The 23,479-nt window shown below is 61.9% G+C and carries 20 protein-coding genes and 1 pseudogene; 12 read left to right on the forward strand and 9 right to left on the reverse strand.

Translation table 11 applies throughout. The features are described from left to right. Positions 1-69: 69 nt before the first annotated feature. On the forward strand, positions 70-897 hold the full coding sequence (locus AACY36_RS24850; RefSeq protein WP_339420397.1) for a N(5)-hydroxyornithine transformylase PvdF: 828 nt from the start codon (positions 70-72) through the stop codon (positions 895-897). 135 nt (positions 898-1,032) lie between these two features. Here AACY36_RS24850 and pvdO read toward each other — a convergent pair whose 3' ends face one another. Genes pvdO through pvdM form a run of 3 tightly spaced genes read right to left on the reverse strand, consistent with a single transcriptional unit; the run spans position 1,033 to position 4,579 of the window. Then, a complete protein-coding gene (gene pvdO / locus AACY36_RS24855) occupies positions 1,033-1,905 on the reverse strand; it encodes a dihydropyoverdine dehydrogenase (RefSeq protein ID WP_339420398.1) in 873 nt (290 codons plus the stop codon). Between the two features lie 34 nt (positions 1,906-1,939). After that, positions 1,940-3,211: a pyoverdine-tailoring periplasmic protein PvdN gene (gene pvdN, locus AACY36_RS24860; protein ID WP_339420399.1), complete on the reverse strand. Its 1,272-nt coding sequence runs from the start codon at positions 3,209-3,211 to the stop codon at positions 1,940-1,942. An 18-nt stretch (positions 3,212-3,229) separates the two neighbouring features. Beyond that, positions 3,230-4,579: a pyoverdine-tailoring dipeptidase-like protein PvdM gene (pvdM, locus tag AACY36_RS24865; RefSeq protein WP_339420400.1), complete on the reverse strand. Its 1,350-nt coding sequence runs from the start codon at positions 4,577-4,579 to the stop codon at positions 3,230-3,232. A gap of 142 nt (positions 4,580-4,721) precedes the next feature. Here pvdM and pvdP point away from each other — a divergent pair, with 142 nt between their 5' ends. Beyond that, on the forward strand, positions 4,722-6,353 hold the full coding sequence (pvdP, locus tag AACY36_RS24870) for a pyoverdine maturation tyrosinase PvdP (RefSeq protein ID WP_339420401.1): 1,632 nt from the start codon (positions 4,722-4,724) through the stop codon (positions 6,351-6,353). Positions 6,354-6,401: 48 nt separating this feature from the next. On the opposite strand, the gene AACY36_RS24875 is transcribed toward pvdP, so the two are convergent. After that, the gene (locus AACY36_RS24875; protein ID WP_339420402.1) at positions 6,402-7,079 is read right to left on the reverse strand and encodes a response regulator transcription factor; all 678 of its coding nucleotides are present in this window, start codon (positions 7,077-7,079) and stop codon (positions 6,402-6,404) included. Positions 7,080-7,234: 155 nt separating this feature from the next. After that, the gene (locus AACY36_RS24880; protein ID WP_339420403.1) at positions 7,235-8,470 is read right to left on the reverse strand and encodes a methionine gamma-lyase; all 1,236 of its coding nucleotides are present in this window, start codon (positions 8,468-8,470) and stop codon (positions 7,235-7,237) included. A 123-nt stretch (positions 8,471-8,593) separates the two neighbouring features. Between AACY36_RS24880 and AACY36_RS24885 the strand changes: the two genes are divergently transcribed. From AACY36_RS24885 to AACY36_RS24905, 5 genes are all read left to right on the forward strand, one after another. Next, positions 8,594-9,064, forward strand: coding sequence for an Lrp/AsnC family transcriptional regulator (locus AACY36_RS24885; RefSeq protein ID WP_016976082.1), 471 nt, complete (start codon positions 8,594-8,596; stop codon positions 9,062-9,064). 603 nt (positions 9,065-9,667) lie between these two features. Beyond that, the gene (locus tag AACY36_RS24890) at positions 9,668-10,258 is read left to right on the forward strand and encodes an antibiotic biosynthesis monooxygenase (RefSeq protein ID WP_339420404.1); all 591 of its coding nucleotides are present in this window, start codon (positions 9,668-9,670) and stop codon (positions 10,256-10,258) included. Continuing rightward, entirely contained in the window at positions 10,255-12,093 is a 1,839-nt protein-coding gene (locus AACY36_RS24895) for an amidohydrolase (protein ID WP_339428090.1), read from the forward strand. The genes AACY36_RS24890 and AACY36_RS24895 overlap by 4 nt, the downstream gene beginning before the upstream one ends. Before the next feature lie 28 nt (positions 12,094-12,121). Then, positions 12,122-12,739, forward strand: a complete 618-nt coding sequence (ycaC, locus tag AACY36_RS24900; RefSeq protein ID WP_339420406.1) for an isochorismate family cysteine hydrolase YcaC — start codon at positions 12,122-12,124, stop codon at positions 12,737-12,739. Positions 12,740-12,920: 181 nt separating this feature from the next. Continuing rightward, a complete protein-coding gene (locus AACY36_RS24905) occupies positions 12,921-13,802 on the forward strand; it encodes a LysR family transcriptional regulator (protein ID WP_339420407.1) in 882 nt (293 codons plus the stop codon). On the opposite strand, the gene AACY36_RS24910 is transcribed toward AACY36_RS24905, so the two are convergent. Both AACY36_RS24910 and AACY36_RS24915 read right to left on the reverse strand, forming a co-directional pair. Further along, the gene (locus AACY36_RS24910) at positions 13,789-14,826 is read right to left on the reverse strand and encodes an AraC family transcriptional regulator (RefSeq protein WP_339428089.1); all 1,038 of its coding nucleotides are present in this window, start codon (positions 14,824-14,826) and stop codon (positions 13,789-13,791) included. The genes AACY36_RS24905 and AACY36_RS24910 overlap by 14 nt on opposite strands. Position 14,827: 1 nt before the next feature. Continuing rightward, a complete protein-coding gene (locus AACY36_RS24915; protein ID WP_339420409.1) occupies positions 14,828-15,742 on the reverse strand; it encodes a GGDEF domain-containing protein in 915 nt (304 codons plus the stop codon). Positions 15,743-16,066: 324 nt separating this feature from the next. Between AACY36_RS24915 and AACY36_RS24920 the strand changes: the two genes are divergently transcribed. The 5 genes from AACY36_RS24920 (at position 16,067) to AACY36_RS24940 (ending at position 22,551) form a co-directional block, all read left to right on the forward strand. Beyond that, positions 16,067-18,580 (forward strand): TonB-dependent receptor, encoded by a 2,514-nt coding sequence (locus AACY36_RS24920; protein WP_339428484.1) that lies wholly within the window; start codon positions 16,067-16,069, stop codon positions 18,578-18,580. A 142-nt stretch (positions 18,581-18,722) separates the two neighbouring features. Next, a complete protein-coding gene (locus AACY36_RS24925) occupies positions 18,723-20,588 on the forward strand; it encodes a phytase (RefSeq protein WP_339420411.1) in 1,866 nt (621 codons plus the stop codon). 47 nt (positions 20,589-20,635) lie between these two features. Then, positions 20,636-21,328, forward strand: coding sequence for a protein TolQ (gene tolQ / locus AACY36_RS24930; RefSeq protein WP_339428483.1), 693 nt, complete (start codon positions 20,636-20,638; stop codon positions 21,326-21,328). A gap of 15 nt (positions 21,329-21,343) precedes the next feature. Then, the gene (gene tolR / locus AACY36_RS24935) at positions 21,344-21,790 is read left to right on the forward strand and encodes a protein TolR (protein ID WP_339428482.1); all 447 of its coding nucleotides are present in this window, start codon (positions 21,344-21,346) and stop codon (positions 21,788-21,790) included. Continuing rightward, entirely contained in the window at positions 21,787-22,551 is a 765-nt protein-coding gene (locus tag AACY36_RS24940) for an energy transducer TonB (RefSeq protein ID WP_339428481.1), read from the forward strand. Before tolR ends, AACY36_RS24940 begins: the two co-directional genes overlap by 4 nt. Before the next feature lie 62 nt (positions 22,552-22,613). Here the strand turns inward: AACY36_RS24940 and AACY36_RS24945 are convergent. Beyond that, positions 22,614-23,082: pseudogene (locus tag AACY36_RS24945) on the reverse strand (NAD(P)-dependent oxidoreductase); the annotation flags it as partial. After that, positions 23,060-23,338, reverse strand: coding sequence for a hypothetical protein (locus AACY36_RS28455; RefSeq protein WP_445262855.1), 279 nt, complete (start codon positions 23,336-23,338; stop codon positions 23,060-23,062). The pseudogene AACY36_RS24945 and the gene AACY36_RS28455, both read right to left, overlap by 23 nt. Positions 23,339-23,479: the final 141 nt, after the last annotated feature.

A 23,479-nucleotide genomic window follows, 5' to 3' on the forward strand; every position in this document is an offset into this window, starting at 1 on the left:
TGGTTCGTTCTTGTGGTGTAGGCGCACGCGCATTGGCGCGTGCCTGATCTATCCAGCGAGAGTGAAACAATGACCAAAAAGAATCTGGTGTACGTGTGGTCCCTGCGCAATGCCGCGGCTGACAAGGCCGGGCAGCCGGTGGCCTACAAGGACCGCGAGCGCTACATGATGTCGGTGCTGGAATCCCTGGTGGGGGCGCTGAACGACACACCGCTGGGCGAGGCCTATAACCTGGTGGGCGTGGTGTATGACGACGACGAGCAAAACCCACGGGACCAGCAGTTGGTCCACGATTACGGCTTTGCCTACCAGCCGGGCCGCCAATGGCTGTACCCGGCCGACCTGCGCGTGCAGGGCCGGCTGGTCAATGACTTGCTGCTGAGCGTGCCGTCCACCTACCGGCGCTTGCCACGGGGCAGCGCAGAACACATCGCCGGCAAGCAGGACTTCGAGCGCCGCCTGCACGACACGCTGGTGGAATTGAAAGCGGACATCGTGGTGCTCGACGGCCTGCTGGTGATTCTCGATGAACTGGTGCGTCCGGGCGCGCCGTTTGCCCGTCGCATCATGAACATCCACCCCGGCATTACCCGCATCGAATCGCCGTACGAGCGCCGTGGCGCCTATGCCACCTGGAACGCCCTGTACGGTGCGCGGGGGCTGACGGTCACGGATTGGGCGACCAAAACCACCACGCCCTCCGAGCCGCTGTACCTCACCGGTGCCTCGTTCCACTACGTGGACAACGGTATTGACTCGGGCGAAGTGTTCCACGACGTGCTCAAGACCGAGGTCGCGCCGGACGACACCATCCTCGAGCTGCGCTGGAACAACTTCAACAACAGCCTGTTCCCGGCGTTGCATGAAGGGTTGGCGCTGTTGGCGCAGAAGGGCTGACCGCAATTTTCCTGAGGCATGCGGTCCAAATGTGGGAGCTGGCTTGCCTGCGATTGCGGTGGGTCAGACACATTGATGTTAGCTGACCTGCCGCCATCGCAGGCAAGCCAGCTCCCACATTGAAGGGTGTCCGTGTTACAGGTCGCGCACTACCCGAAACCCAATCCAATCCCCCCGCGTCTGCGGGTAGATGGTGTTGCGGTTGCCCGAGCGCGAAAACACCGGCGCCTCGCCCCAGTCATTGCCGCGAATCATGTAGCCCTCGCAGTTCGGCTCCACCCACGCACTGCCATCGGTAGGCGCGCCGATGTAGTTGGGATGTTCGCAGTCAGCCACTCGCTCATAGACGTTGCCATGCATGTCGTACATGCCGAAGGCATTCGGCGGGTAGCTACCCACGGGTGAGGAATAGCTGTAGCCATCGGCCGGGCCATAGGTGTTCGCATGCTTGGCGATGCTGTAGCCCTTGCCCTCATCGAACGGGAAGGGGAGCGGCCCGGTCGAGCCCGCGCGCGCGGCATATTCACGCTGCGATTCGCTGACCATGTGGTACTGCTGCCCGGTCTTTTTCGACAGCCAGGCCACATAGCCTTTGATGTCATCCATGTCCATGCACACCGCCGGTTGGCGTGGGCCCTGGGGGTAACGCGGCTTGCTGGCGATGCATTCGCGACCGGGGCGGGTGTCGCCATCGGCGATGTTCACGCCGGTCTGGCGGATGTAGCTGTCCCACTCACCGGCGGTGATATGAAAGCGGCTCATGGCGAACGGCTTGGCGAAGGTCACTTCATGCAACGGGCCTTCGTCCGGCTCGCGGCCGACTTCGCCCTCGGAGGTGCCCATGGTGAAGGTGCCGGCGGGGAGTACCACCATCTCCGGGCAGTCCTTGCAGTCCTTGAACACTTTGCCGGGTTGCGGCGCGGCGGCTTGGGCCAGGTTGGGCAGGAGTGCGCCGCACAGGGCGGTCAGTGCCAGTGCCGTGAGGGGTTTGAGTCGGGATGGATTCATATGGGCATCTCGTTCAAAGAAAAAAGGGTGAGCGTCACACCTGCTGGCGAAGCAAGGTCATGAAACGCTGGATTTCATCGGAGGAATTGAGCAGGCCAGGGGCGGTGCGGATTACCGGGCCGACATCACGGTTCACCGCGTCGATCACCACACGGTGTTTCATCATGTTGGCCGCGACGGCATCACAGTCCCTTCCCTTGACGCGGAAGAAGGTGAAGCTGGCCGACAGTTCGGGGCTGCACGGCGTGACCAGTTCGATCTGCGGCTGTGCCAACAGCTGCTCCTTGAGTTCGGTATTCAACCCACGAATGCGTGCCTGCACCTGCGCCTTGCCCAGTTGCAAGTGCAGCTTGAACGCCTCATCCGCCGCCCAGCGATGCTCGAAGGCGTGGTAGCCGCCCGGGGTCATGATGGTGGCGAAGTCCTTCTCTTCGGAGAAGGTCGGCACCATCGGTGTCACGTATTTGTTTTCGGGGTCGCGGGCGCAGACCAGCCCGGTGCCGCGCGGGCCGAACATCCACTTGTGGGTGCCGGCGATGAAAAAGTCGCAATGCATGTCCGGAAAGTCGAGGTTTTCCACGCCGAAACCATGCACGCCATCCACCACATAGAGGATGCGGTCCTGGTCGTCGCGGTTGCGGTTGTGTTCATCCACCAGCGTGCCGATCTCGCCGATGGGCAGTTTTACGCCGCTGCCGGACTGCACCCAGGTCATGCCGAGCACGCGGGTGTTGGGGCGGATACTGCGCTGGATATTGCCCAGCACCTCGTCAGCGGACACGCGGTGGGCGCTCTCGAATAACGTGATCCGGCGCACCTGGGTGCCTTCTTTGAGTACGCGATAGTCCAGCACATGTTGGGTGGCGTAGTGCTCGTGGACGGTCGTAAGGATTTCCTGGTCGGGCCGTACCTTGATCCCGCCGTAGATCATCGCCAACCCTTCCGAAGTGCTGCCGGTGAGGGCGATCTGTGCGGGGGTGGCCTGCAAATAGCGGCCGGCCCACTCACGCACCTGGCCTTCGCGCTTCCAGGTTTCCTGCAGGTCCCAGTCCATCGCCAGCCCTGGGTTGCGGTCGATCTGCACCCGGTAACGCTCGATGGCCTCGCGTACTGGCTTGGGGTGCGAAGCCACCAGGAAGTTGGAGAAGTGCAGGTAATCCGGGTCTTGGTTGAACAGCTGCTTGAGGCCCGTCCATGGGGCATCTGTGGTGTTGGCGGCGATTGCTTGCGGGAGCAGCGCGGCGCCCAGTGGCAGGCTGGCGGCAAATACACCCGCCTGCTTGAGGAACGTACGGCGGTCGGTCATGGACGTGCTTCTAAGTGATTAGCGGTTGGCCAATGGCTTGGCGGCTTTTTGTACCTGGTCCCACACGCGCAGGAAGTTGCCTCCCCACAGTTTGGCGATATCGGCTTCGGAGTAGCCGCGCTGGATCAGTTCGGCGGTCACGTTGCGTATCTCGCCGACGTTGTCCCAGCCCTGGATGCCGCCGCCGTCGTTGAAGTCCGAGGCGATGCCGACATGATCAATCCCGATCTTGCGCACCGTGTAGTCGACGGCGTCGCCCCAATCCTTGAGCGTGGCCTTGGGCTCCTCTTCAAGAATGCCGTACAGGCCTTGGGCATATTGGCCGAACTTCTGCTCGGGCCAGGCGGCAATGATCGCGTCGCCCGGCATCAAGGCCATGGCCAGGTTGGGCAGGGGAGGCAGGTCGAAACGTGCGCGCAGGGCATTGAGTTTGTCTTGGGTCGGCTGGCTCAAGGGGCGTAGATACGCCGGGAACCCCACGACCTGAACCACGCCGCCGCTGTTCTTGATCAGTTGCAGTTCCTTGTCACTGAGGTTGCGCGGGATATCCACCGACGCGCGTGGCGCTGAATGGGAGGCCACCATCGGCGTGCGGCTCAGCTGCGCCACTTGCTCGAGGGCCTTGGTCGACATCTGCGACACATCGATGATCACGCCCAGGTCGTTGAGGCGGTGCACGGCTTGTTGGCCAATCGGCGACAAACCTTCGAGTGCGTCGGCGGAGTCATTGAAAAACGGCAGTGGGCGCGAAGAATCGGACCAGGTGTTATTGCCGATATAGCTGAACCCGAACATGCGCATGCCGCGTGCGGCCCACAGGTCCAGCTGGTTCAAGTCGTTGCCCAAGGGGTAGGCATTGAGCATGCTGATAAAGATCGCGAACTTGCCCTCGCCATGCAGGCGCCGGAAGTCGTCCGGGGTGTAGGCAATGCCCACTTGGTTGGGAAAGTCGCGGACCATGCCGGAGATGATCTTGAAGCGCACCTCTTGCTCATGGCGTGCCTCTTCGACAAAACCGTCGGTGGGCTTGTGCGGGGCGTTGGGGCCGTTCCAGATTTCCGGCCAGCCAAAAATCGTCAGGGCCGCGCCGGACAAGCGCCCGCGCGCCGCCTTGGCCAGGTCGAACTGGCCGTTGCCATCTTTGTCTGCCTCGTTGTCGATGCCGCCGAAATCCAGGGGCACGGTGATATGGCTGTCGAATGACAACAGGCGATCCTGCATTTCATTGGCCTGCTTGATCACCTCCAGCGGGTAGCCGGCATTGCCCCTGAACCAGTGATCCCAGGCCAGGAAGCCGGCCCCGGCGCCAATGGCGAGTGCCAGCGGCAAGCCGATATACAACGCCTTTTTCGAACGTGGTTTTGTCATTGCCATCTCAGTCAGTTGAGGCCTTTGCTATCAGGGAAGAACGAGTGATGGGCGGGGAAATTTAGGCGGCGAGGGCGCGCCGGTAAATTTCCCCGGCGTGCAAACGTTCTAGCTCTGATAAAGCCGTTTCCTAAGGTAGACAATGACCATCTCTCGACGTGGGTTCATCGCAGGCCTGGCGCTGACAGGCGCTGCGGTGCCAGCAGCCTTCTATGCCCATCGCGAGCTGACGCGCGAAGAAGAATTCCCCATCACCCCCGGCGAAGCCACGGTGGACCTGGCCGACACCGCCGGCCAGCACCTGGCGAACACCCTGCGAGGGGTCTGGAACCTACGACTGGAAGGTCGCGACGCGGGCCTCAAGCGCTTACCGTTGCAAGGCCTGATGTTGCTGCTCGACATTGCCCCCCGGGGGCGCGGCCTGCGCGGCTACCTGGACACTGCCGCCAACCTGCGCGCTGAGGGTGAGCCTCGTTACCGGGTGCTCGGGGACCTGCTGACGGGTGAGGGTGCCGTGCTGTATTGGCGGTTGATCGACCGCGACTCGGCCGATGGCATACCCGCCTACGAATTCAAGATGACCCTTGATGAGGTCTGGGCCCACTTCGCCAATGCCGGCAGCGGCACCCTCAGCGGGCAGATTCTTGAGCTGGACCGGCCGCTCGCGCTGGTTGAGCGCGACAATCGTTTTATCGCCCACAAGCAAGCGTTTCCTGAAGCGCGCGAACGCATCGGCCTCAACCCGGCCTTGTTGGCCTGGCTGATTGCTCCCGAGCACCGCTTGTTCCACCAACTGTGGCACGCCACCCGCGACCAATGGCACAAACTCTCCGAAGAAAAACGCGACGCTCTGCGCGGCATCGGCTGGCAACCCGGCCCGCGGGGCCAGGAGCGCGACGCCCGGGGCACGCGCAAAGACCGCAACGGCTCGGGCATCGACTTCTTCTTCATGCACCGGCACATGCTCGGCACCGCGCGCGCCCTGCAGGATTTGCCCTCGTGGCCGCAATTCCCCGAACCGCAGCCGGCGCTGGAGCGTGATCGACTGGGCTTCCTGCGTTACTTCGACAACCACGACGGCTTCGCGCTGCCGCCCACGTGGTCGGCGCCGGATGACAGCGCCTACACCCAGTGGGTCAGCGACATCAAGGCCGCTGAGACCTATCACAGCAACTTTCAGGTGTGGGAGTCGCAGTACCGCGACCCCCGCTATTTGTCCAAACTGACACTCGGGCAGTTGGGTTCAGAGATGGAACTGGGCCTGCACGACTGGCTGCACATGCGCTGGGCCTCGGTGCCGCGTGACCCCTCCAACGGTGCGCCGGTGCCGTTCGCCCGTGCCCCGTCCGACTTCGCCCCACGCTGGTACACGGCGCAGAACGACTTTCTCGGCGACCCATTTTCCTCCCACGTGAACCCGGTGTTCTGGCACTTTCACGGCTGGATCGACGACCGTATCGAAGACTGGTTTCGCGCCCATGAGCGCTTCAATCCGGGTGAAGTCCGCCGCATGCAAGTCAACGGCGTGGCCTGGTTCGCGCCGGGCCGCTGGGTCGAGGTGGGAGACCCGTGGCTGGGTCCGGACACGCATGGCTGCAGTACGACGCCGGGGTTGCAGAGGGGGCGGTCGATGGAAATGGACCCGGAGACCATGAAGCTGGCGCTGCGGATCACCTTTGGCGAAGACGACGGCATGTTGCAGGGGCTATTCAAGCGAGTGCCAAAGCGGCCCTGGTATGCGCGGCATCTGAAGCTGAAGCCGCGCGAGGTTTGAGTGCCCGGCTGCGCCCCGACAAGCCAGCGCCCTAGGGGCAGCGGTGCTTCATGGATGTGCAGCCGCGTCATCCTCCGTCGAATACAGCCACCGCAACAACGAATGCCGCCCACTGATCCCCAGCTTGATCGCTGCGCGTTTCAAGTAACTCTCAATGGTATTGACTTTCAATGCCAACTGCTCTGCCAGCTCCGGCGCCGTGCGCCCGGCCAGCAGCCCCAGGCACACCTCAAGCTCACGGTTGGACAACGTTAACCCCGACTGTACCAACCGCTCTTCAATGCGCCGGCGCAGGGTTTCGATAGCCTGGTTTTGCGGCATCACCGGGTCGCGGTCTTGACGGCACGGGTGGATTGCCGCGATGTGCTTTTCCACCAAGGGCAACAGCAGTGTGGAGAAGTCCTGCAGCAGGCTGCGTTCCTGCGGCGAGAAATTGTCTGACGGGTGTGAGCGATACACCGACAGCACGTAGCGTACGTCGTCCTTGTGGCGGGTGAGGTGCAATTGCGCGGCGTGCCGTTCCCCGTTCAGGGTTGCCACCGAGTCGGTATAGACCGGGCTGATCTTGCGGCGGGGGTGCCCGTCGGTGCTGACCTGCAATTGGGTGATATGGGTGGCGTCCACTGCCAGTTGGGTGAGGATGAGGTCATGCAGCATGCGTGGGAAATGGCGACTGCCGGTGCTGGCGATGACCTTGCCAATATGAGGGAACAAGTGTGCGTTCATCAATTCGTCCATGAGGCGTGCAGGTACTCGGCTTTATAGCGGCGGGGATTGAGAGGCTAGCCAATGCGAACAACCTGCCGTGATAGTCCTTCCCGCCGGGACCTATGCTAGTACAGCGTGGCGGCGGGAAGGGGATCCAATCTGAAAAGATCGGCTCAAACACTCACAAATTGAGTACGACGCGGCGCGGCGCGCGCGCACTTGGCCAGTGCCTGCTGCACATCCGCCAGCAAGTCCGCAACGTCCTCAAGCCCCACCGACAGACGCACCAGCCCTTCGCTGATCCCGTGCCGGGCGCGTTCCTCCGGAGTGTAGGTGGAATGGGTCATGCTCGCCGGGTGCTGCGCGAGTGACTCTGCGTCGCCCAGGCTGACCGCGCGGGTAAACAGCTTGAGTGCATTCATGAAACGACGTCCCGTCTCGAGGCCGCCCTTGAGTTCAAAGGCAATCATGCCCCCGGGCATTTTCATCTGGCGCGTCGCCAGTTCGTATTGTGGGAAGGCGCGCAGCCCTGGATACGTCACCCGCTCCACGGCCGGGTGCGCCTGCAGGGCTTCGGCCACCGCCTGAGCGTTGCTGCAATGGCGCTCCATGCGCAGGGCCAGGGTCTTGAGGCCGCGCATCAACAGCGAGGCGTCCTGGGGCGACATCACTGCGCCGGTCAGATCCTTGAGACCTTGCAGGCGAATACGCTGAGCCAGGGTCTGGTTGCTCACCGCAATGCCCGCGGTGATATCGCCGTGGCCGCTGAGGTATTTGGTCGCCGAATGCACCACTACATCGGCACCCAGGTCGAGGGGGCGCTGCAGGTAGGGCGTGCAGTAGGTGTTGTCGACCACTACGGTCACGTTGGGCTGCTGGTGGGCGAGAGCCGCCACGGCGGCGATATCCACCAGTTGCAGGTTGGGGTTGGCCGGGGTTTCGCAGTAGATCATGCGGGTGGCGGGGCAGAGTGCGGCTTGCAGGGCGGCCAGGTCAGTCAGGTCGACGTGCCGCACCTTGATCCCGAATTCGCCGATGCCATGGTGCAGCAGGGCGAAGGTGCAGCCGTAGAGGGTCTGGCTGACGATCACTTCATCGCCGGGCCGCAGCAGGGTCCAGAACGTCGCCGCAATCGCGCCCATGCCGGAGCTGAATGCCACCGCCGCCTCACCGTTTTCCAGGGTCGCCATGCGCGATTCCAACAACGCCAGGGTCGGGTTGGAAATGCGTGTGTAGAAGTGGCCACTGGCTTCACCGGCAAAACAGGCGGCGCCATATTCGGCGGTAGGGAAAGCGAAGGTGGCTGACAGGTAAATCGGTGGCACGAGCGCGCCGTGGTGGTCCTTGGGGTCATAGCCATGGTGGATGGCGCGGGTAGAAAAGCCGAGTGCATTGTGTTTATTGTTCATGTCGGGCGCTCCCTATTTCCTACAATGCTATGCTCATAACCAGAGATGAACGTTGCATTATTTGCTGCTAATTCCTGCATTTTTGGATGAAAGTCCTATAAAAATAACGAACAGAGGCACGTTATGCCCGTCAGTCTGGATCGTACCGACAAGGCTCTTTTAAACGCGTTGCAAGGCAACGCCCGGCTCACAGTGGCCGAATTGGCCGACCGCGTATCCCTGACCACCTCGCCGTGCTGGCGGCGGGTGCGAAACCTGGAAGAGAGCGGGGTGATCAGCGGGTATCAGGCGATTCTTTCGCCCAAGGCGCTGGGGTATGGGGTGACGGCATTTGTCAGCATCATGATGGAGAGTCATACCCAGGAAATTGCCCGGGCGTTTGAGCAAAGGTTGTTGGAGATTCCGGAGATTGTGGCGTGTCACAACGTGTCGGGGCGGTATGATTTTTTGCTTGAAGTGGTGGCGAAGGATCTAGAGTCGTTTGGCGAGTTTGCGCGGGAGGTGTTGCAGACGTTGCCTTGTGTTAAGGAGATTTACTCCAGTTTTTCTTATAAGTCGGTGCGGGCGTTGCGGGTGATTCCGTTGCCGGGGTGAAGCGCTGTTTTTTGTAAACATATCCGTTATTTAGGTCACGGCCACCTACGGTTCCGCTCTTACAGCGGGTCACTTTTTGAAGAGCGCAAAAAGTAACCAAAAACGCTTTGCCCCGACACTCGGCACCTCGCCTAGGCTCGGTGTGCCCGAACGAAGGCTTGAATCCGTGGGTAACCCGGCGTCCTGCCGAGTTGCCTGCATCGCAGGCAAGCCAGCTCACACAATTTGGATCTCCATTCATCAGGCAGATATCAACCTTCTCTTGATCTGCTCTTGATCTGGCTTGTGATCTTGATCTTAGGCGCCCCGTCAAACACGCTGGCCGGAATTCGACATGGATTACGGGCACACCGAGCCTAAGCGAGGTGCCGAGTGTTGGGGCAAGAGCGCTTTGGTTACTTTCGCGCTTTTCGAAAGTGACCCGCTGTAAGAGCGGAACCATAGGTGGCCGTGACCTAAATAACGGATATGTGTACCCAACCCAACCCAACCCAACCCAACCCAACCCAACCCCCCCCAAACAGCACGTACATCCAATTTTCCCCACCCCACACCCCTGCAAACTAGCCTCACCGCTGAAACATCAAGGCAGAGGGGCACCCCATGGACCCAGCACCAAAACCAGGCTCCGATGAAGTCGTCACCCTGGTGGTCAAACACCTGATCAAACAAGGCCGTGAAGCCGATTACGAAGCCTGGCTACGCCGCATCGTGCGCATCGCCGGCGACCGTCCTGGCCATCTGGGCGTCGATGTGGTCCGCGGCAAGCAAGGCAAGCTGGCGATGTTCACCTGCATATTGCGCTACCGCTCCACCGACGACCTGGAAACCTGGCTCCACTCGTCCGAGCGCAAAACCCTGATTGCCGAAGCCGCCCCGATGCTCGCCGACGGCGACAACACCGAAATCGGCACGGTCAACGAATTTTGGTTCAACCCCGAAACTGAAAACACCCCCAAGCCGCCCCGCTGGAAGCAGGCAGTGGTCACGCTGTTTGTAATCCTGCCGCTGACCCTGCTGGTGCCGATCATCTGGGGACCGGTACTGCGCCTGCACCCGTTCCTCTCCAATTATGTAGTCGCCACCTTCCTGGTCACCGTGACGATCGTTGTGCTTGTGGTGTACCTGCTGATGCCGGCGGCTACCCGCCTGTTCGCTCCCTGGCTTGAAACCTCTGTTAAGGAAACCCTATGAACGCCGATCTGATTCTGTTCAATGGCCAGTTCCACACCGTGGACCGTGAGAACCCACGTGCAACCGCTGTCGCCATCAGCCAGGGGCGATTTGTTGCCGTAGGCGCCGACGGTGAAGCCATGGCGCTACGTGGCAGCGGCACGAAGGTCATCGACCTCAAGGGCCGCACCGTCATCCCTGGCCTCAATGACTCGCACCTGCACCTTATCCGTGGGGGCCTGAACTACAACCTTGAACTGCGCTGGGAAGGTGTGCCGTCCCTGGCCGATGCCTTGCGCATGCTCAAAGACCAGGCTGATCGAACCCCTACGCCGCAATGGGTGCGTGTGGTCGGTGGCTGGAACGAATTCCAGTTCGCTGAAAAGCGCATGCCAACCCTGGAAGAACTCAACCAGGCCGCGCCGGATACTCCGGTGTTCGTGCTGCACCTCTACGACCGCGCCTTGCTCAACCGTGCCGCGCTGCGTGTGGCCGGCTACACCAAGGACACGCCAAACCCGCCGGGTGGCGAGATCGTGCGTGACAGCAACGGCAATCCCACCGGCATGCTGGTAGCGCGGCCTAACGCGATGATCCTGTATTCGACCCTGGCCAAGGGCCCGAAACTGCCGCTGGAATACCAGGTCAACTCGACCCGCCAGTTCATGCGCGAGCTCAATCGCCTGGGGCTCACCAGCGCCATTGATGCCGGCGGTGGTTTCCAGAACTACCCCGATGACTACGCGGTGATCGAGCAACTGGCCAAGGACGAACAGTTGACGGTGCGCATCGCCTACAACCTGTTCACCCAAAAGCCCAAGGAAGAACTCAGCGACTTCAAAAACTGGACTGGCAGCGTCACCCTGCACCAGGGCGATGACTACCTGCGCCACAACGGCGCGGGCGAGATGCTGGTGTTTTCGGCGGCGGACTTCGAAGACTTCCTTGAGCCGCGCCCCGACTTGCCGCTGACCATGGAACAGGAGCTGGAGCCGGTGGTGCGCCATCTGGTGGAGCAGCGCTGGCCGTTCCGTCTGCACGCAACTTATGACGAATCCATCTCGCGCATGCTCGACGTGTTCGAGAAGGTCAACCGCGATATCCCGTTCAACGGTTTGCCGTGGTTCTTCGATCACGCCGAAACCATCACCCCGAAAAACATCGAGCGCGTGCGTGCCCTCGGCGGCGGGATTGCGATCCAGGACCGCATGGCGTTCCAGGGCGAGTACTTCGTCGAGCGTTACGGGGCCAAAGCTGCCGAAGCCACGCCGCCGATAAAGCGCATGTTGGCCGAAGGCGTACCGGTAGGGGCCGGCACTGACGCCACGCGGGTGTCGAGCTACAACCCATGGACCTCGTTGTACTGGATGGTCAGCGGCCGCACCGTCGGCGGCCTGGAGCTACACGCCGAAGGCCTGCCGCGCCTCACCGCGCTGGAACTGTTCACCCATGGCAGCGCCTGGTTCTCGTCTGAACAGGGCAAGAAGGGCCAGATCAAGGTTGGGCAATTGGCGGATGTGGCGGCACTGTCGGCGGACTTTTTCAGTGTCGATGAAGAAGCCATCAAGTGGATCGAATCGGTACTGACCGTGGTCGGCGGCAAGGTGGTCTACGGCGCCGGCGATTTCGAAGATTACGCACCGCCACGGGTTCCGGTGCTGCCGGACTGGTCGCCGGTGGTCAAGGTGCCGGGTCACTGGCGTCCAAGTTCGCCTTTGCAAGCTCAAGTTCACCAATGCAGCGGCCCGTGCGGCGTGCATGCCCACAGCCATGAAAAGGCGCGTCTTTCCAGCGTGCCGGTCAGCGACTTCCAGGGTTTCTGGGGTGCGTTTGGCTGCTCGTGCTTTGCTTTCTGAATCCCCTACATCCCACAGGAGTTACCCCATGACTTACAAGCGCTTGAACAAAGATGACGCCGTTGTCCTGTTGGTCGATCACCAGACCGGCCTGATCTCGCTGGTACAGGACTTCTCTCCGAACGAATTCAAGAACAACGTACTGGCCCTGGCCGACGTCGCTAAGTTCTTCAATCTGCCGACCATCCTCACCACCAGTTTTGAAAGCGGCCCTAACGGTCCACTGGTCCCAGAGCTCAAAGCCCTGTTCCCGGACGCGCCTTACATCCCGCGCCCTGGCCAGATCAACGCCTGGGACAACGAAGATTTCGTCAAGGCCGTCAAGGCGACCGGCCGCAAGCAGATCATCATCGCCGGCGTAGTGACTGACGTCTGCGTGGCGTTCCCAACCCTGTGCGCCCTGGATGAAGGCTTCGACGTGTTCGTGGTCACCGACGCTTCGGGCACCTTCAACGAAACCGTGCAACAAGCGGCCTGGGCGCGCATGACCGCCGCCGGTGCCCAACTGGTGAACTGGTTCTCCGTGGCTTGCGAGCTGCAAGTTGACTGGCGCAACGACATGGAAGGCCTGGCCAACCTGCTGTCGCCGCGCATCCCTAACTACCGCAACCTGATGAACAGCTACTCGGCGTTTACGGCCAAGTAAGCTGCGCCACAGAACACCGCTGAACCCTGTGGGAGCCGGGCTTGCCCGCGATGGCGGTGTGTCAGCTGACAGCAATGTTGGCTGACACACCGCTATCGCAGGCAAGCCAGCTCCCACACTTGATTTGTGGTGTGGCGACATACCCGTTATAAAAACCACAAATGTCCACCGAGAAGCGACAATGAACCCCTTCGAAGACATGCGCCTGTTCTGCCAGGTCATGGAGTCCGGCAGTTTTACCGCCGCCGCCGAACAGTTGGGCCTGTCCAAGCAGTTCGTCAGCCGCCGCCTGATCCAGCTGGAAGATCGCCTGGGCGTGCGCCTGCTCAACCGTTCCACACGCCGCCTGGATGTCACGCCACTCGGCCAGACTTATTACGAATCCGCGTTGCGCCTGCTCAGTGACGTCGAGCAAGTGGAGCAGGGCATTGCCGGGCAGAACAGCGAGCCACGCGGCACCCTTCGCCTCAGCGCGCCGTTGTCGTTTGCCATGGCCCATTTGGGCTGCCTGTTGCCGCAGTTTTTGCAGCGCCATCCGCAGGTGTCGGTGGAAGTCGACTTAAGCGATCGCCCCGTGGACCTGATCGGCGAGGGCTACGATCTGGTGCTGCGCATTGGCACCCTGGAAGATTCCACCCTGATCGCCCGCCGTATTGCCAGCATCCCACGGGTGTACTGCGCCAGCCCCGGGTACCTGGCCCTGCGCGGTACGCCGTTGCAGCCCGAGGACCTGGCCCAGCACGATTGCCTGCCTTATGGCCATGGCCGCCAGGTGCAATGGCGCTTCAAAGGCAAGGTGCAGGCGCTGAATGTCAGCGGGCGCATGCGCGTCAATAACGGCGACCTGCTGCGCGATACCGCCATCGCCGGGCTGGGCGTGACGTACCTGCCGACGTTTATCGTCGGCGATGCGTTAAAGGACGGCCGCCTGGTCAGCGTATTGGATGACTTCGCCCCCGAAGCCCTGACGCTTTCGGCCGTTTACCCGCAACACCGGCAGAGCTCGCGACCGGTGCAGGCGCTGGTGGAGTTCCTGCGTGAATGCCTGGCTAGCGGCTGTTGAACAACTGCCGGATCAAGTTTGGCGTACTGCCGGTCCAGCGCTTGAATGAGCGGCGGAAGTTCGCCGCATCGTTGAAGTTCAGGTACGCCGCCACTTCATCATTGCTGTAACCCTTGACCTGGTACAGGTGCAGCGCCACCTGCTTGCGCACGCGGTCCACCTGCTGCTGAAAGCCGGTGTCGTGTTTGTGCAGCTTGCGCTTGAGGGTCGCCGGGCTCATGGCGAAGGCGTGCGCGGCCTGTTCCAGGCTGGGAGGCTGGCGCACCTGCTCGCGCAGGTAGTCGTTGAGGCAGTCGAGAAAACTGCCGGCAAAGCCCAACTGTTCGATCTGCTCGCGGGCTTGTCGGCGGGCCACCTGGCCGGCCGTGGCCGAGGCGCCGGGCCACGTGCGGGTGAGGTATTCGCGGGGGATGCTCATCATGTCCAGCGGCCGTTCGAAGCGCGTTTCTTCGCCCAGATGCACCCAATACTGCTCAACATAACGCGGCTCGGCATGGCTGAAACTGCACGCCCACGGCAGACGCTCGCCGCTCAGCCATTGGCTCATGGCAACCAGCGAGGTCGTGCTGGCTTCGAGCAAAAAGCGCCAGTGCTCGCCGGCGCCGCAACTGTCCAGCCAGTACAGGTAGGCATGGTGCTCATCCAGTTCCAGTTGCAGCGTGACCAACGGGCTGAGCAGCACCTGTTGCTGGATCAGGATTTCCAGGGCCTGATGCAAGTTCTGCGCATGGCCCAGGGCATGGCTGGCCGCGCCGTAATAGCCGGGCAGCAAGCGTTGGCCGAACAGGAAGCTGCTGTCGTCGGCGTCCAGCAACTTGCGGCTGTTGCCGATCAAACCGAGAAACTGTTGTGGGCTCAGTCGCGCGTTGCCGGCCAGGATATCCTCGTGGAACAGCCCGGTGCCGCGCAGCAGGCGATGGCTGTCGATGTCCCGGGACAACGCCAGGTCGATCAGCGTGGCGGGTTGATAGTGCCCGGGTATGAAGCGGCTGTCGGCTTCATACCAGTTGGTCTTAACGGCCATCTCAGGCACTTTTCGCCAGGGGCTGCTTGGCATGGGCCAGCGCCAGGTTAAGGCGCTTGAGCAAATCGTGGGGCGGCTCGTTCAGTGCCATCACCACCGCGGTGGTCGCCGCCAGTTGCAGGCGTTCGCCTTGTTGCCGGGTCTTGTGCGCCAGGCCGCGCACTGCTTGCTGCAACTCCAGCGCAAGCTCCTTGGCCTGGCGCTCGCCGGTATTGGGCAGCAGTACCACAAAACGATCGCCGGCCAGGCGGCACAGCAGGTCCTGGCGACGCAGGTTGAGCAACAGCAAATGGCTGAGGGCCTGCAACACTGCATCACCCTCGGCATGCCCGTAGGCCTGGTTGATCGCGGCGAAGTTGTCCAGGTCCAGAGCCAGCAAGGACAGCGGTTGTTGCTGGTCGAGGCTATCTTGCAGGCTGTCGGCCAACTGGCGCTTGAGATAGTCGGCGCCGGCCAGCGGCGTGAGTTTGTCGAACAACCGATGCTCGCGGAACAGCCGCTCGCGCTTTTCCATCTGCGCGCTGATCGCCAGTTGTTCGCGATGCCAGTGGTAGATGCCGATGGTCAGCAGGATCATGCCCACCGGCATCGGCCCGGATTCGAGCCAGTGGTCCCAGGTGATGCTGTCAGGCAGGCGGATGAATTCGTCGAGGCTGTCGATCCACCACGAGAAGAAGATGCACGACAGGCCCAGCGCCAGGTAGTTGGTGACGCGCCCGGCCGGGCGGCTCTTCAGCACCAGGCCCAGCCAGACCAATGCCAACAGCGCGGATCCGCCTTCGCCGAAGATGTCCAGCCACACCCACTCGCTGAAGCTTTTCAACTCGCCGCAGGCCAGGTGCAGGATCAGCCCGAGGTTGGCGGCGATCAGCAGCAGCGAGAGTTTCCAGCGGTGGGGTTTGAGCACGGAAAACATGGCCGCGAGTCCTCTGATGATTCAGTCGTGGGCGCCAGCACAGCAGATGGATGTGACGGTTGCGTGACGGTGGGGAGGGGTCGAATCAGCTCACGGCATAAACACAATCCACAGGCAAACACCGTTCAAATGTGGGAGCGAGCAAGCCCGCACAGTTTGACCGAGGTCATTTCAGCTCATTTGTATGCTCGAACTCGCGCTAAACCCCGGTTTAAGGGCTTCACACGTCAGACCTGTCACAGAATCGTCATCCCCCACCCCTAGCGTGCCCTCCCAGTTGCCGGGCCTCTTGCCTGGCGCCAACGGATTCTTGGGGAGGATTGCATGTACAAGCGCACCGGGCTCGTCAGCTTCACGCTTACTGCCTTGACCCTGGCGATGGCCAGCGAGCGGCTGAACGCAGCCGAGGCCACCAACACCGAGCACGTCGAAGTGATCGGCCAGGCTGCTGCCATTGACCAGGCGCTCAAGGAACAGCGCAGTGCCGACAGCATCAAGAGCGTGGTGCATGCTGACGGCGTGGCACAGTTGCCGGATGAAAACGTCGCCGAAGCGGCGCAGCGTCTGCCCGGTATCAGCGTCGAGCGCGACCAGGGCGAAGGGCGCTTCGTCAGCGTGCGTGGCCTGGGCCCGGACCTCAATAGCGTCACCATCAACGGCACCCTGGTGCCCGCCCCGGAAAGTGCCCGCCGTGCCGTGGCCCTGGATGTGTTGCCGTCGGAGTTGGTGCAGTCGCTGTCGGTGATCAAGACACTCACCCCGGACATGGACGCCAACTCCCTTGGCGGAACCGTTGACGTGCAAAGCCTCTCGGCCTTCGATCACAAAGGCCTGTTCTACACCGGCAGCACCGAAGCCAGCTACGACAAGAATACAAGCCAGACCAGCCCGAAATTCTCCGGCGCCGCCAGCAACCGTTTCAGCCTTGGCGACGGCATCGACAACTTCGGCGTGGCCGCAGCGCTGAGCTGGCAGAAGCGTGACTTCGGCTCGGACAACGTCGAAACCGGCGGCGCCTGGGACTTCACCAACGGCGCCAAGCTCAATGAATTCGAACAACGCGACTACGACATCAGCCGCGAACGCGCGGGCGGCGGCCTGAACTTCGACTACAAACCCGATGACCTCAGCAGCTACTACCTGCGCACCCTGTACAGCCGCTACAAAGACACCGAGACCCGCAACTCCACCAGCCTCGAATTTGCCGACCCCCAAGCGCCCGGCGAGCTGGGCGATGCCGAGGCCAAGCGCAAGCTGAAAAACCGTGAAGAAACCCAGGAAATCCAGTCCTACGTGTTCGGCGGCGAACGCATGCTTGGCCTGTGGACCCTGAGCGGCCAGGCCGGCTACAGCCAGTCCAGCGAAGACAGCCCGGCGCACATCGCTGGCGCTACGTTCGACGGCGGCGACGTTGCCAACAGCGGCTTCTACGACAAGGACAAGCCACGCCCGATCATCGGCAGCGGCTTCTACGACGCCAGAAACTTCACCCTCGACAAAGTCGATTGGGAAAAACAGAACACCAAGGACACCGAGAAAAACCTGCGCCTGGACCTGGCCCGCGACTACGACCTGAGCGGCTATGCGTCCCAGGTCAAATTCGGCGGCAAGGTCAGCCGCCGCAATAAGGACAACGACCTGGAGGCCTGGGTCTACCAAGACTTCGATACCTTCGGCTTTACGGCCGACTCGCTCAACCTCTCCCAGTTCCAGAAGGGCAACGTCGACTACCGCCTCGGCAACTACGGCCCCGGCATCAGCGCCAGCGGCATCAAGCAACTGATCGGCAGCCTCAACGCTGCGGATTTCTATGACGAGACCGAATCGCGGGTCAACGACTACACCATCAGCGAAGACATCAACGCCGGCTACTTGATGAATACCGTCGACATTGATGACTGGCGCTTCATCGCCGGCCTGCGCTACGAGGGTACCGAGTTCGAAGCCAAGGGCACCGGTGCCACCGACGGCGCGTTCACTGCCACCGAAACCAAGCGGCGCTATCACCACTGGCTGCCGGGCCTGCATGCGCGTTACCGGATCGACAAGAACACGCAAGTACGTGCGGCCTGGACCAAATCCGTGGTGCGCCCAACCTTTGGCCAATTGGCTCCGGGTTTTGTGATCGACGATGACGAAGCCACCTTTGGCAACCCGGACCTCAAGCCCCTGGAGTCGAGCAACCTGGACCTGGGCATTGAGCACTTCATGGGGCGCGCGGGCACCGTCTCGGCGTTCGTGTTCTACAAAGACATCAAGAATTTCGTCTATAACACCGACGTAGCGGGCACCGGCGCCTGGACCAACTTCGCCGAGGCGCACACCTACGCCAATGGCGACAGCGCCAAGCTGTACGGCCTGGAACTGGCCTACTCACAGAAGTTCGACTGGCTGGCCGCGCCCTGGAATGGCCTGCTGATCGGCGCCAACAGCACCTTCAGCCGCTCCAGTGCGAATATCGAAGGCTTTGATGCCGCCAGCGGTTCCAGCCGCAAACGCGACATCAGCCTGCCCAACCAGTCCGACACCGTGGGCAACCTGATGCTCGGCTGGGAGGACGACACGCTCAGCCTGCGCCTGTCGGCCAACTACAAATCGGCTTACCTCTACGAGCTGGCCTCGATCAACGACAAGGCCCATGACCTGCACGTTGATGCGCAGACCTTTGTCGACTTCAGCGCGCGCTACTCGCTGACCAAGAACCTGCAAGTCAGCTTCGAGGCCCAGAACCTCACCGATGAGTCGTACTTCGTCTACACCGGCCACCGCAGCTACAACGGCCAGTACGAGGAGTACGGCCCCACCTACAAAGTGGGCCTGACCTTTACCCATTTCTAATAAGTACTGCATTTCAAAATGTGGGCGCTGGCTTGCCTGCGATTTCATCGACGGTGTCTGCCTGACACAACAAGGTGTCTGCATCGCAGGCAAGCCAGCTCCCACCGTTGATCTTCACTGTGTTCGAAGGATTTGTTTGTTCATGAGAATTTCCAAGCTGTATTTGCTGATGGCCCTGGCCTCCTGTGGCCACGTAGTCGCCGCCGATCTGGCCCTGGCCCCTTGGGCACCAAGGCTCAACGCCGAAGCGATTGCCTTCCTGCCCAACGCCACCGAACGCCTCGCTGCCAGCCCCCGCGACGGCCTGCAATTGCTCGATAGCAAAGGCGTGGAACTGGCTCGCTTCAAAGGCAATTTCACCGGCCTTGACACCCGCGCCGCCGGCGCCCAGGTGTTGGTGGCCAGCCTCGACAACGACCGCCAGCAAGCGCTGCTGGTCAGCCTTGATCCTTCGCGCAAAAGCTTTGGTAAGCCGCTGTACCTGCCCACCCGCGACTACGCGGTGAACGGCCTGTGCCTGTACCGCGACGCGGCGGCCAACCTGTATGTGTTCCTGGTAGGCGAGGAGGGCAAGGGCGAGCAATGGCTGGTGGGTAACGGTTCGACGCTGGTGAGCGAGCCACAACGCGTACGCGGTGTGCCGCTGCCGCCCTCGGCGCAGTTCTGCCAGGTGGATGATGCCACCCAACAATTGGTCGTCAATGAAGAAAACGTCGGCTGGTGGGCTTACCCGGCGCACCCTGAGGCTGAGGTAAAACGCACGCCCGTGGCGCTGTTCGACAATCCCAAGCGCGAAGCCGGCGCTATGGCGTTGGTGTCGGGCGCAGTGGTCGCGCTTGATCCGAAGACCGCCCAACTGCACCTGTTCCAACACAACGGTGAGCGTTGGATCGAACACGCCAGCCTGACGCTGCCGGGCCTCAAAGAACCGGAGCAACTGACCATCAATGGCCAGCAAGTGCTGGTGCGTGATGACGACACTGGCAAGCTTTACCAAGGCACAGTCAACTGGCAGGCCAAGCCGGTGACGGTGGAGCCAGTGCTACCTGAAGTCGCTGCTGTGCGCCAAACCGACCCGGTCGGCCGCCAGGGCGATGCGGCGGATGACCCGGCAATCTGGATTCACCCCGAGCAACCCGAGAGAAGCCGCGTGCTCGGCACCAACAAGAAGCAGGGCCTGCTGGCCTATGACCTCGACGGCAAGCTGTTGCAGGAACTGGCGGTCGGTCGGCTGAACAACGTCGATGTCCGTCCCAACTTCAAGCTCGGCGCTCAAACGGTCGACCTCGCCGTGGCGAGCAACCGCGATCACAACAGCCTGAGCCTGTTCAGCATCGACCGCACAACCGGCGAGCTGCGCGAAGCCGGTGAAGTGCCCACGCCGCTCAAGGAAATCTACGGCATCTGCCTGTTCCAGCCCGCCAGCGGTGAGATCTACGCGATCGCCAACGGCAAGGACGGCACCTTCCTGCAATACCGCCTGAGCGCGCCGGACGGTCGGGTGCAGGGCAAGCTGGTGCGCCAGTTCAAAGTCGACAGTCAACCCGAAGGCTGCGTGGCTGACGACCAGCGCCAGCGTCTTTTCCTGGGAGAGGAAGACGTGGGTGTGTGGGCGGTGGATGCCCGCGGCGACCAACCCGCCACGCTCACCAGCGTGATCAAGGTCGGCCCGCAACTGCATGCGGATGTCGAGGGGCTGGCGCTGTACCAGAGTAATGAGCGTGACTACCTGGTGATTTCCAGTCAGGGCAATGACAGCTACCTGGTGGTGGATGCCGAACCGCCGTTTGCCATGCACGGTGCATTCCGCGTCGGCCTGAATGCGGCTGCCGGGATCGACGGCGCCTCGGAAACCGATGGCCTGGAAGTCACCGCCATCAACCTCGGCGGGCCGTGGAGCAAAGGCATGCTGGTGGTGCAGGACGGGCGCAAGCGCATGCCCGAGCAGACCCAGAACTTCAAGTTTGTGCCGTGGGCCGATGTCACTCGCGCGCTGAAATTGCCGTGAAGCGTCATCCACCCGTCATCACTTTTTAATCGAATAGGAGTTCACCAATGCACGCGACGATGGAACATATGACGATATGGGGTTTGATCAGCGACGCCAGCCTGCTGGTCAAGGCGGTGATGGTCACTTTGCTGCTGGCGTCCTTACTCAGTTGGTACTTGATTATTCAGCGCGCCAGTGTGCTGCGGCGCCTGGAGCGCCAGTTGAAAGGCTTTGTGCCGCGCTTTCGTGCTGCGCCTGACCTGCAACCGCTGTACCGCGAAACTGTGCAGGCGGGCGAGGGTGGTATTGCGCCGATTTTCATCGCTGGGGTACAGGAATACCAGCATCTGCACGCTCATGATCCGGCCGTGCTGGAAGGTGTCGAACGCGCCTTGCAGGTGGCGATCACCGAGCAGGAAATCGAGCTTGAAAAAGGCCTGCAATTCCTGGCGACCGTGGGCTCGGTGAGCCCCTACATCGGCTTGTTCGGCACCGTGTGGGGCATCATGAACTCCTTTATCGGCTTGTCCCAGGTGCAGCAGGCCACATTGTCGACGGTGGCGCCGGGTATCGCCGAGGCGCTGATTGCCACGGCCATTGGTCTGTTTGCGGCCATCCCGGCGGTGATCGCCTACAACCGCTTCGCGGCGCGTGGCCAGACCTTGCTCACCCGCTACTACGCCTTCGGCAATGAACTGCAAGTGCGCCTGCACCGCACCTTGCGCGGTACGCCGATCAACCTGGCCGTGGCCGCCTGAACAAGGAGCAAGCCGATGTTAACCAGGCCGCAACGCAAGCACGGGCCCAAGGCCGAGATGAACGTGGTGCCCTATATCGACGTGATGCTGGTGCTGCTAGTCATCTTCATGGTCACCGCGCCGATGCTCACCCAGGGCGTAAAGATTGAACTGCCCAAGGTCGCCGCCGAGGCACTGGCCACCGACACGCGCCAGCAAATCCTCACGCTGTCCGTCAAGGCCGATGGCAGCTACTACTGGAACCTCGGGGGCGAACTCGACACCCAACACCAGACCGACAGTGCCGTGAGCCTGGATGAAATGGGCACCAAGATCTCGCAGGTGGTGGCGGCGCGCAGCGACACTCAGGTGTACATCCGCGCTGACGATAACGCCGGCTACGGACGTGTGGTATCGGCCATGGCGGTGTTGCAGAAGGGTGGTGTCAGCAACCTGGGGCTGGTGACCGAGGCCCCGCAATGACGGCGATGATCATGCACAGTCCAACATTGACGGTGGCACCCCGGGAGGCTTCCGGGTTCTGGAGAAACAGCTTCGCGGCAGGCCTGGCGGTGGCCCTGCATGTTGGCGTGGTGGCGGCGCTGATGCTGGGTTGGTCGGCCGAGAAGCCGGTGGTGGAGGCGCCGAGGGTGATGCATACGCAATTGGTGATGATGCCGCCGGCACCGGCTCCCTTGCCTGAACCAGTGGTCGTTGCAGCTCCACCAACGCCGGAGCCCGTTGTCGTGCCTGTGCCGGTGAAGCCTACGGTTGACCCTCAGATCCAGGCGCAGAAACTTGAGAAAGCCGCCTTGGCGCGCAAACGGGTCGAGGAAAAGAAGGTCGCGCAGCAACAGGAACGTTTAGCCACCGAGCAGCGCAACCGCGAGCTGGAACAACAACGCCTGACCCAGGAGCGCCTCGCCGCTGAACGTGCACGCCCCGCACCCCCGGCGCCCGCGCCTGCGTTTGACAGCCGCCAATACCAGCCCTTGAGCAAGGAAGCGCCGGACTACCCCGAGCGTGCCCTGGACAAGAACGTCGAAGGCGACTGCTCGGTGGAATACACCGTCAACATTCAGGGCCGTGTGGAAAACCCCAAGGTGTTGGAGGGCTGCCACCCTCTGTTCATGCGACCGTCATTGGCGGCGGCAAATACCTTCCGCTATCAGCCAAGGATTGTCGATGGAAAACCCGTGCCCGTGCCGGCAGTGCGCAACACCTTCCACTACCGCATCAAATGATTGCTCAGAGACACCTCAATCAATGTGGGAGCAGGCAAGCCAGCGCCCACATGTTTACCGTGTCAGGCGTTAGCTGGATTCGCCAGTTCGCTACCGGAAATAAGCCGGTCCAGATCTGCCAGGAATGTACCGGCAATCTCCTGCTTGCTGTTTGTCGAAATCACCGAAGTCTGCGGCGATAACCTCACCCTCGGATGCGTATACAACGAATGCTTACCCGGTAACGGCTCCGGCTCGGTCACACCCATTGACGCGAGCCCGACCTGCCGGTTATCCAGTGCCTCCAACAGCGCTTCCTGATCCAGCAGCCCACCCCGTGCAATGTTGAGCACTGCCCAGCACATCACGGTTGATGATATGGCGCTTGGCCTCGGTCAGCGGCGCAGCCACCATCAAGTGATCGGCGCGGGCGAACAGGTCGTGTATATCCTTGGCGGCTTCCACTCCCGCGCTGAATGGCGCCTGGCTTTGGCGCAGCGCCACAACGTTGACCCCCAACGCCAGGGCCTTATGCGCCAGGCTTTCGCCAATTCAGGTCGGCAAGTCGGTGTTGTGGGTGGACCGTGAGTTGCATTAATAGCGGGCGAAAAAAAACCGGCTGATCAGGCCGGTTTGGGGTTCCCGCAAGCAGCGGGAGGTTAAGCGTTGTTGCCTTGTAGACGATCAGCACCGCCTTCAGCCAGACCGCGTTCTTGCAGACGATCAGCACCGCCTTCAGCCAGACCGCGCTCTTGCAGACGATCAGCACCGCCTTCAGCCAGACCGCGTTCTTGCAGACGATCAGCACCGCCTTCAGCCAGACAGTTTTTTTTTAGACGATCAGCACCGCCTTCAGCCAGACCGCGTTCTTGCAGACGATCAGCACCGCCTTCAGCCAGACCGCGCTCTTGCAGACGATCAGCACCGCCTTCAGCCAGACCGCGTTCTT

The organism is Pseudomonas sp. EA_15y_Pfl1_P101, from assembly GCF_963970835.1.
Lineage (GTDB): Bacteria > Pseudomonadota > Gammaproteobacteria > Pseudomonadales > Pseudomonadaceae > Aquipseudomonas > Aquipseudomonas tritici.

Excerpts from the sequence above, each read along its gene's own strand:
- AACY36_RS24850 (WP_339420397.1), top strand. The coding sequence starts at position 70 with ATGACCAAAAAGAATCTGGTGTACGTGTGGTCCCTGCGCAATGCCGCG.
- pvdO (WP_339420398.1), bottom strand. The coding sequence starts at position 1,905 with ATGAATCCATCCCGACTCAAACCCCTCACGGCACTGGCACTGACCGCC.
- pvdN (WP_339420399.1), bottom strand. The coding sequence starts at position 3,211 with ATGACCGACCGCCGTACGTTCCTCAAGCAGGCGGGTGTATTTGCCGCC.
- pvdM (WP_339420400.1), bottom strand. The coding sequence starts at position 4,579 with ATGACAAAACCACGTTCGAAAAAGGCGTTGTATATCGGCTTGCCGCTG.
- pvdP (WP_339420401.1), top strand. The coding sequence starts at position 4,722 with ATGACCATCTCTCGACGTGGGTTCATCGCAGGCCTGGCGCTGACAGGC.
- AACY36_RS24875 (WP_339420402.1), bottom strand. The coding sequence starts at position 7,079 with ATGAACGCACACTTGTTCCCTCATATTGGCAAGGTCATCGCCAGCACC.
- AACY36_RS24880 (WP_339420403.1), bottom strand. The coding sequence starts at position 8,470 with ATGAACAATAAACACAATGCACTCGGCTTTTCTACCCGCGCCATCCAC.
- AACY36_RS24885 (WP_016976082.1), top strand. The coding sequence starts at position 8,594 with ATGCCCGTCAGTCTGGATCGTACCGACAAGGCTCTTTTAAACGCGTTG.
- AACY36_RS24890 (WP_339420404.1), top strand. The coding sequence starts at position 9,668 with ATGGACCCAGCACCAAAACCAGGCTCCGATGAAGTCGTCACCCTGGTG.
- AACY36_RS24895 (WP_339428090.1), top strand. The coding sequence starts at position 10,255 with ATGAACGCCGATCTGATTCTGTTCAATGGCCAGTTCCACACCGTGGAC.
- ycaC (WP_339420406.1), top strand. The coding sequence starts at position 12,122 with ATGACTTACAAGCGCTTGAACAAAGATGACGCCGTTGTCCTGTTGGTC.
- AACY36_RS24905 (WP_339420407.1), top strand. The coding sequence starts at position 12,921 with ATGAACCCCTTCGAAGACATGCGCCTGTTCTGCCAGGTCATGGAGTCC.
- AACY36_RS24910 (WP_339428089.1), bottom strand. The coding sequence starts at position 14,826 with ATGGCCGTTAAGACCAACTGGTATGAAGCCGACAGCCGCTTCATACCC.
- AACY36_RS24915 (WP_339420409.1), bottom strand. The coding sequence starts at position 15,742 with ATGTTTTCCGTGCTCAAACCCCACCGCTGGAAACTCTCGCTGCTGCTG.
- AACY36_RS24920 (WP_339428484.1), top strand. The coding sequence starts at position 16,067 with ATGTACAAGCGCACCGGGCTCGTCAGCTTCACGCTTACTGCCTTGACC.
- AACY36_RS24925 (WP_339420411.1), top strand. The coding sequence starts at position 18,723 with ATGAGAATTTCCAAGCTGTATTTGCTGATGGCCCTGGCCTCCTGTGGC.
- tolQ (WP_339428483.1), top strand. The coding sequence starts at position 20,636 with ATGCACGCGACGATGGAACATATGACGATATGGGGTTTGATCAGCGAC.
- tolR (WP_339428482.1), top strand. The coding sequence starts at position 21,344 with ATGTTAACCAGGCCGCAACGCAAGCACGGGCCCAAGGCCGAGATGAAC.
- AACY36_RS24940 (WP_339428481.1), top strand. The coding sequence starts at position 21,787 with ATGACGGCGATGATCATGCACAGTCCAACATTGACGGTGGCACCCCGG.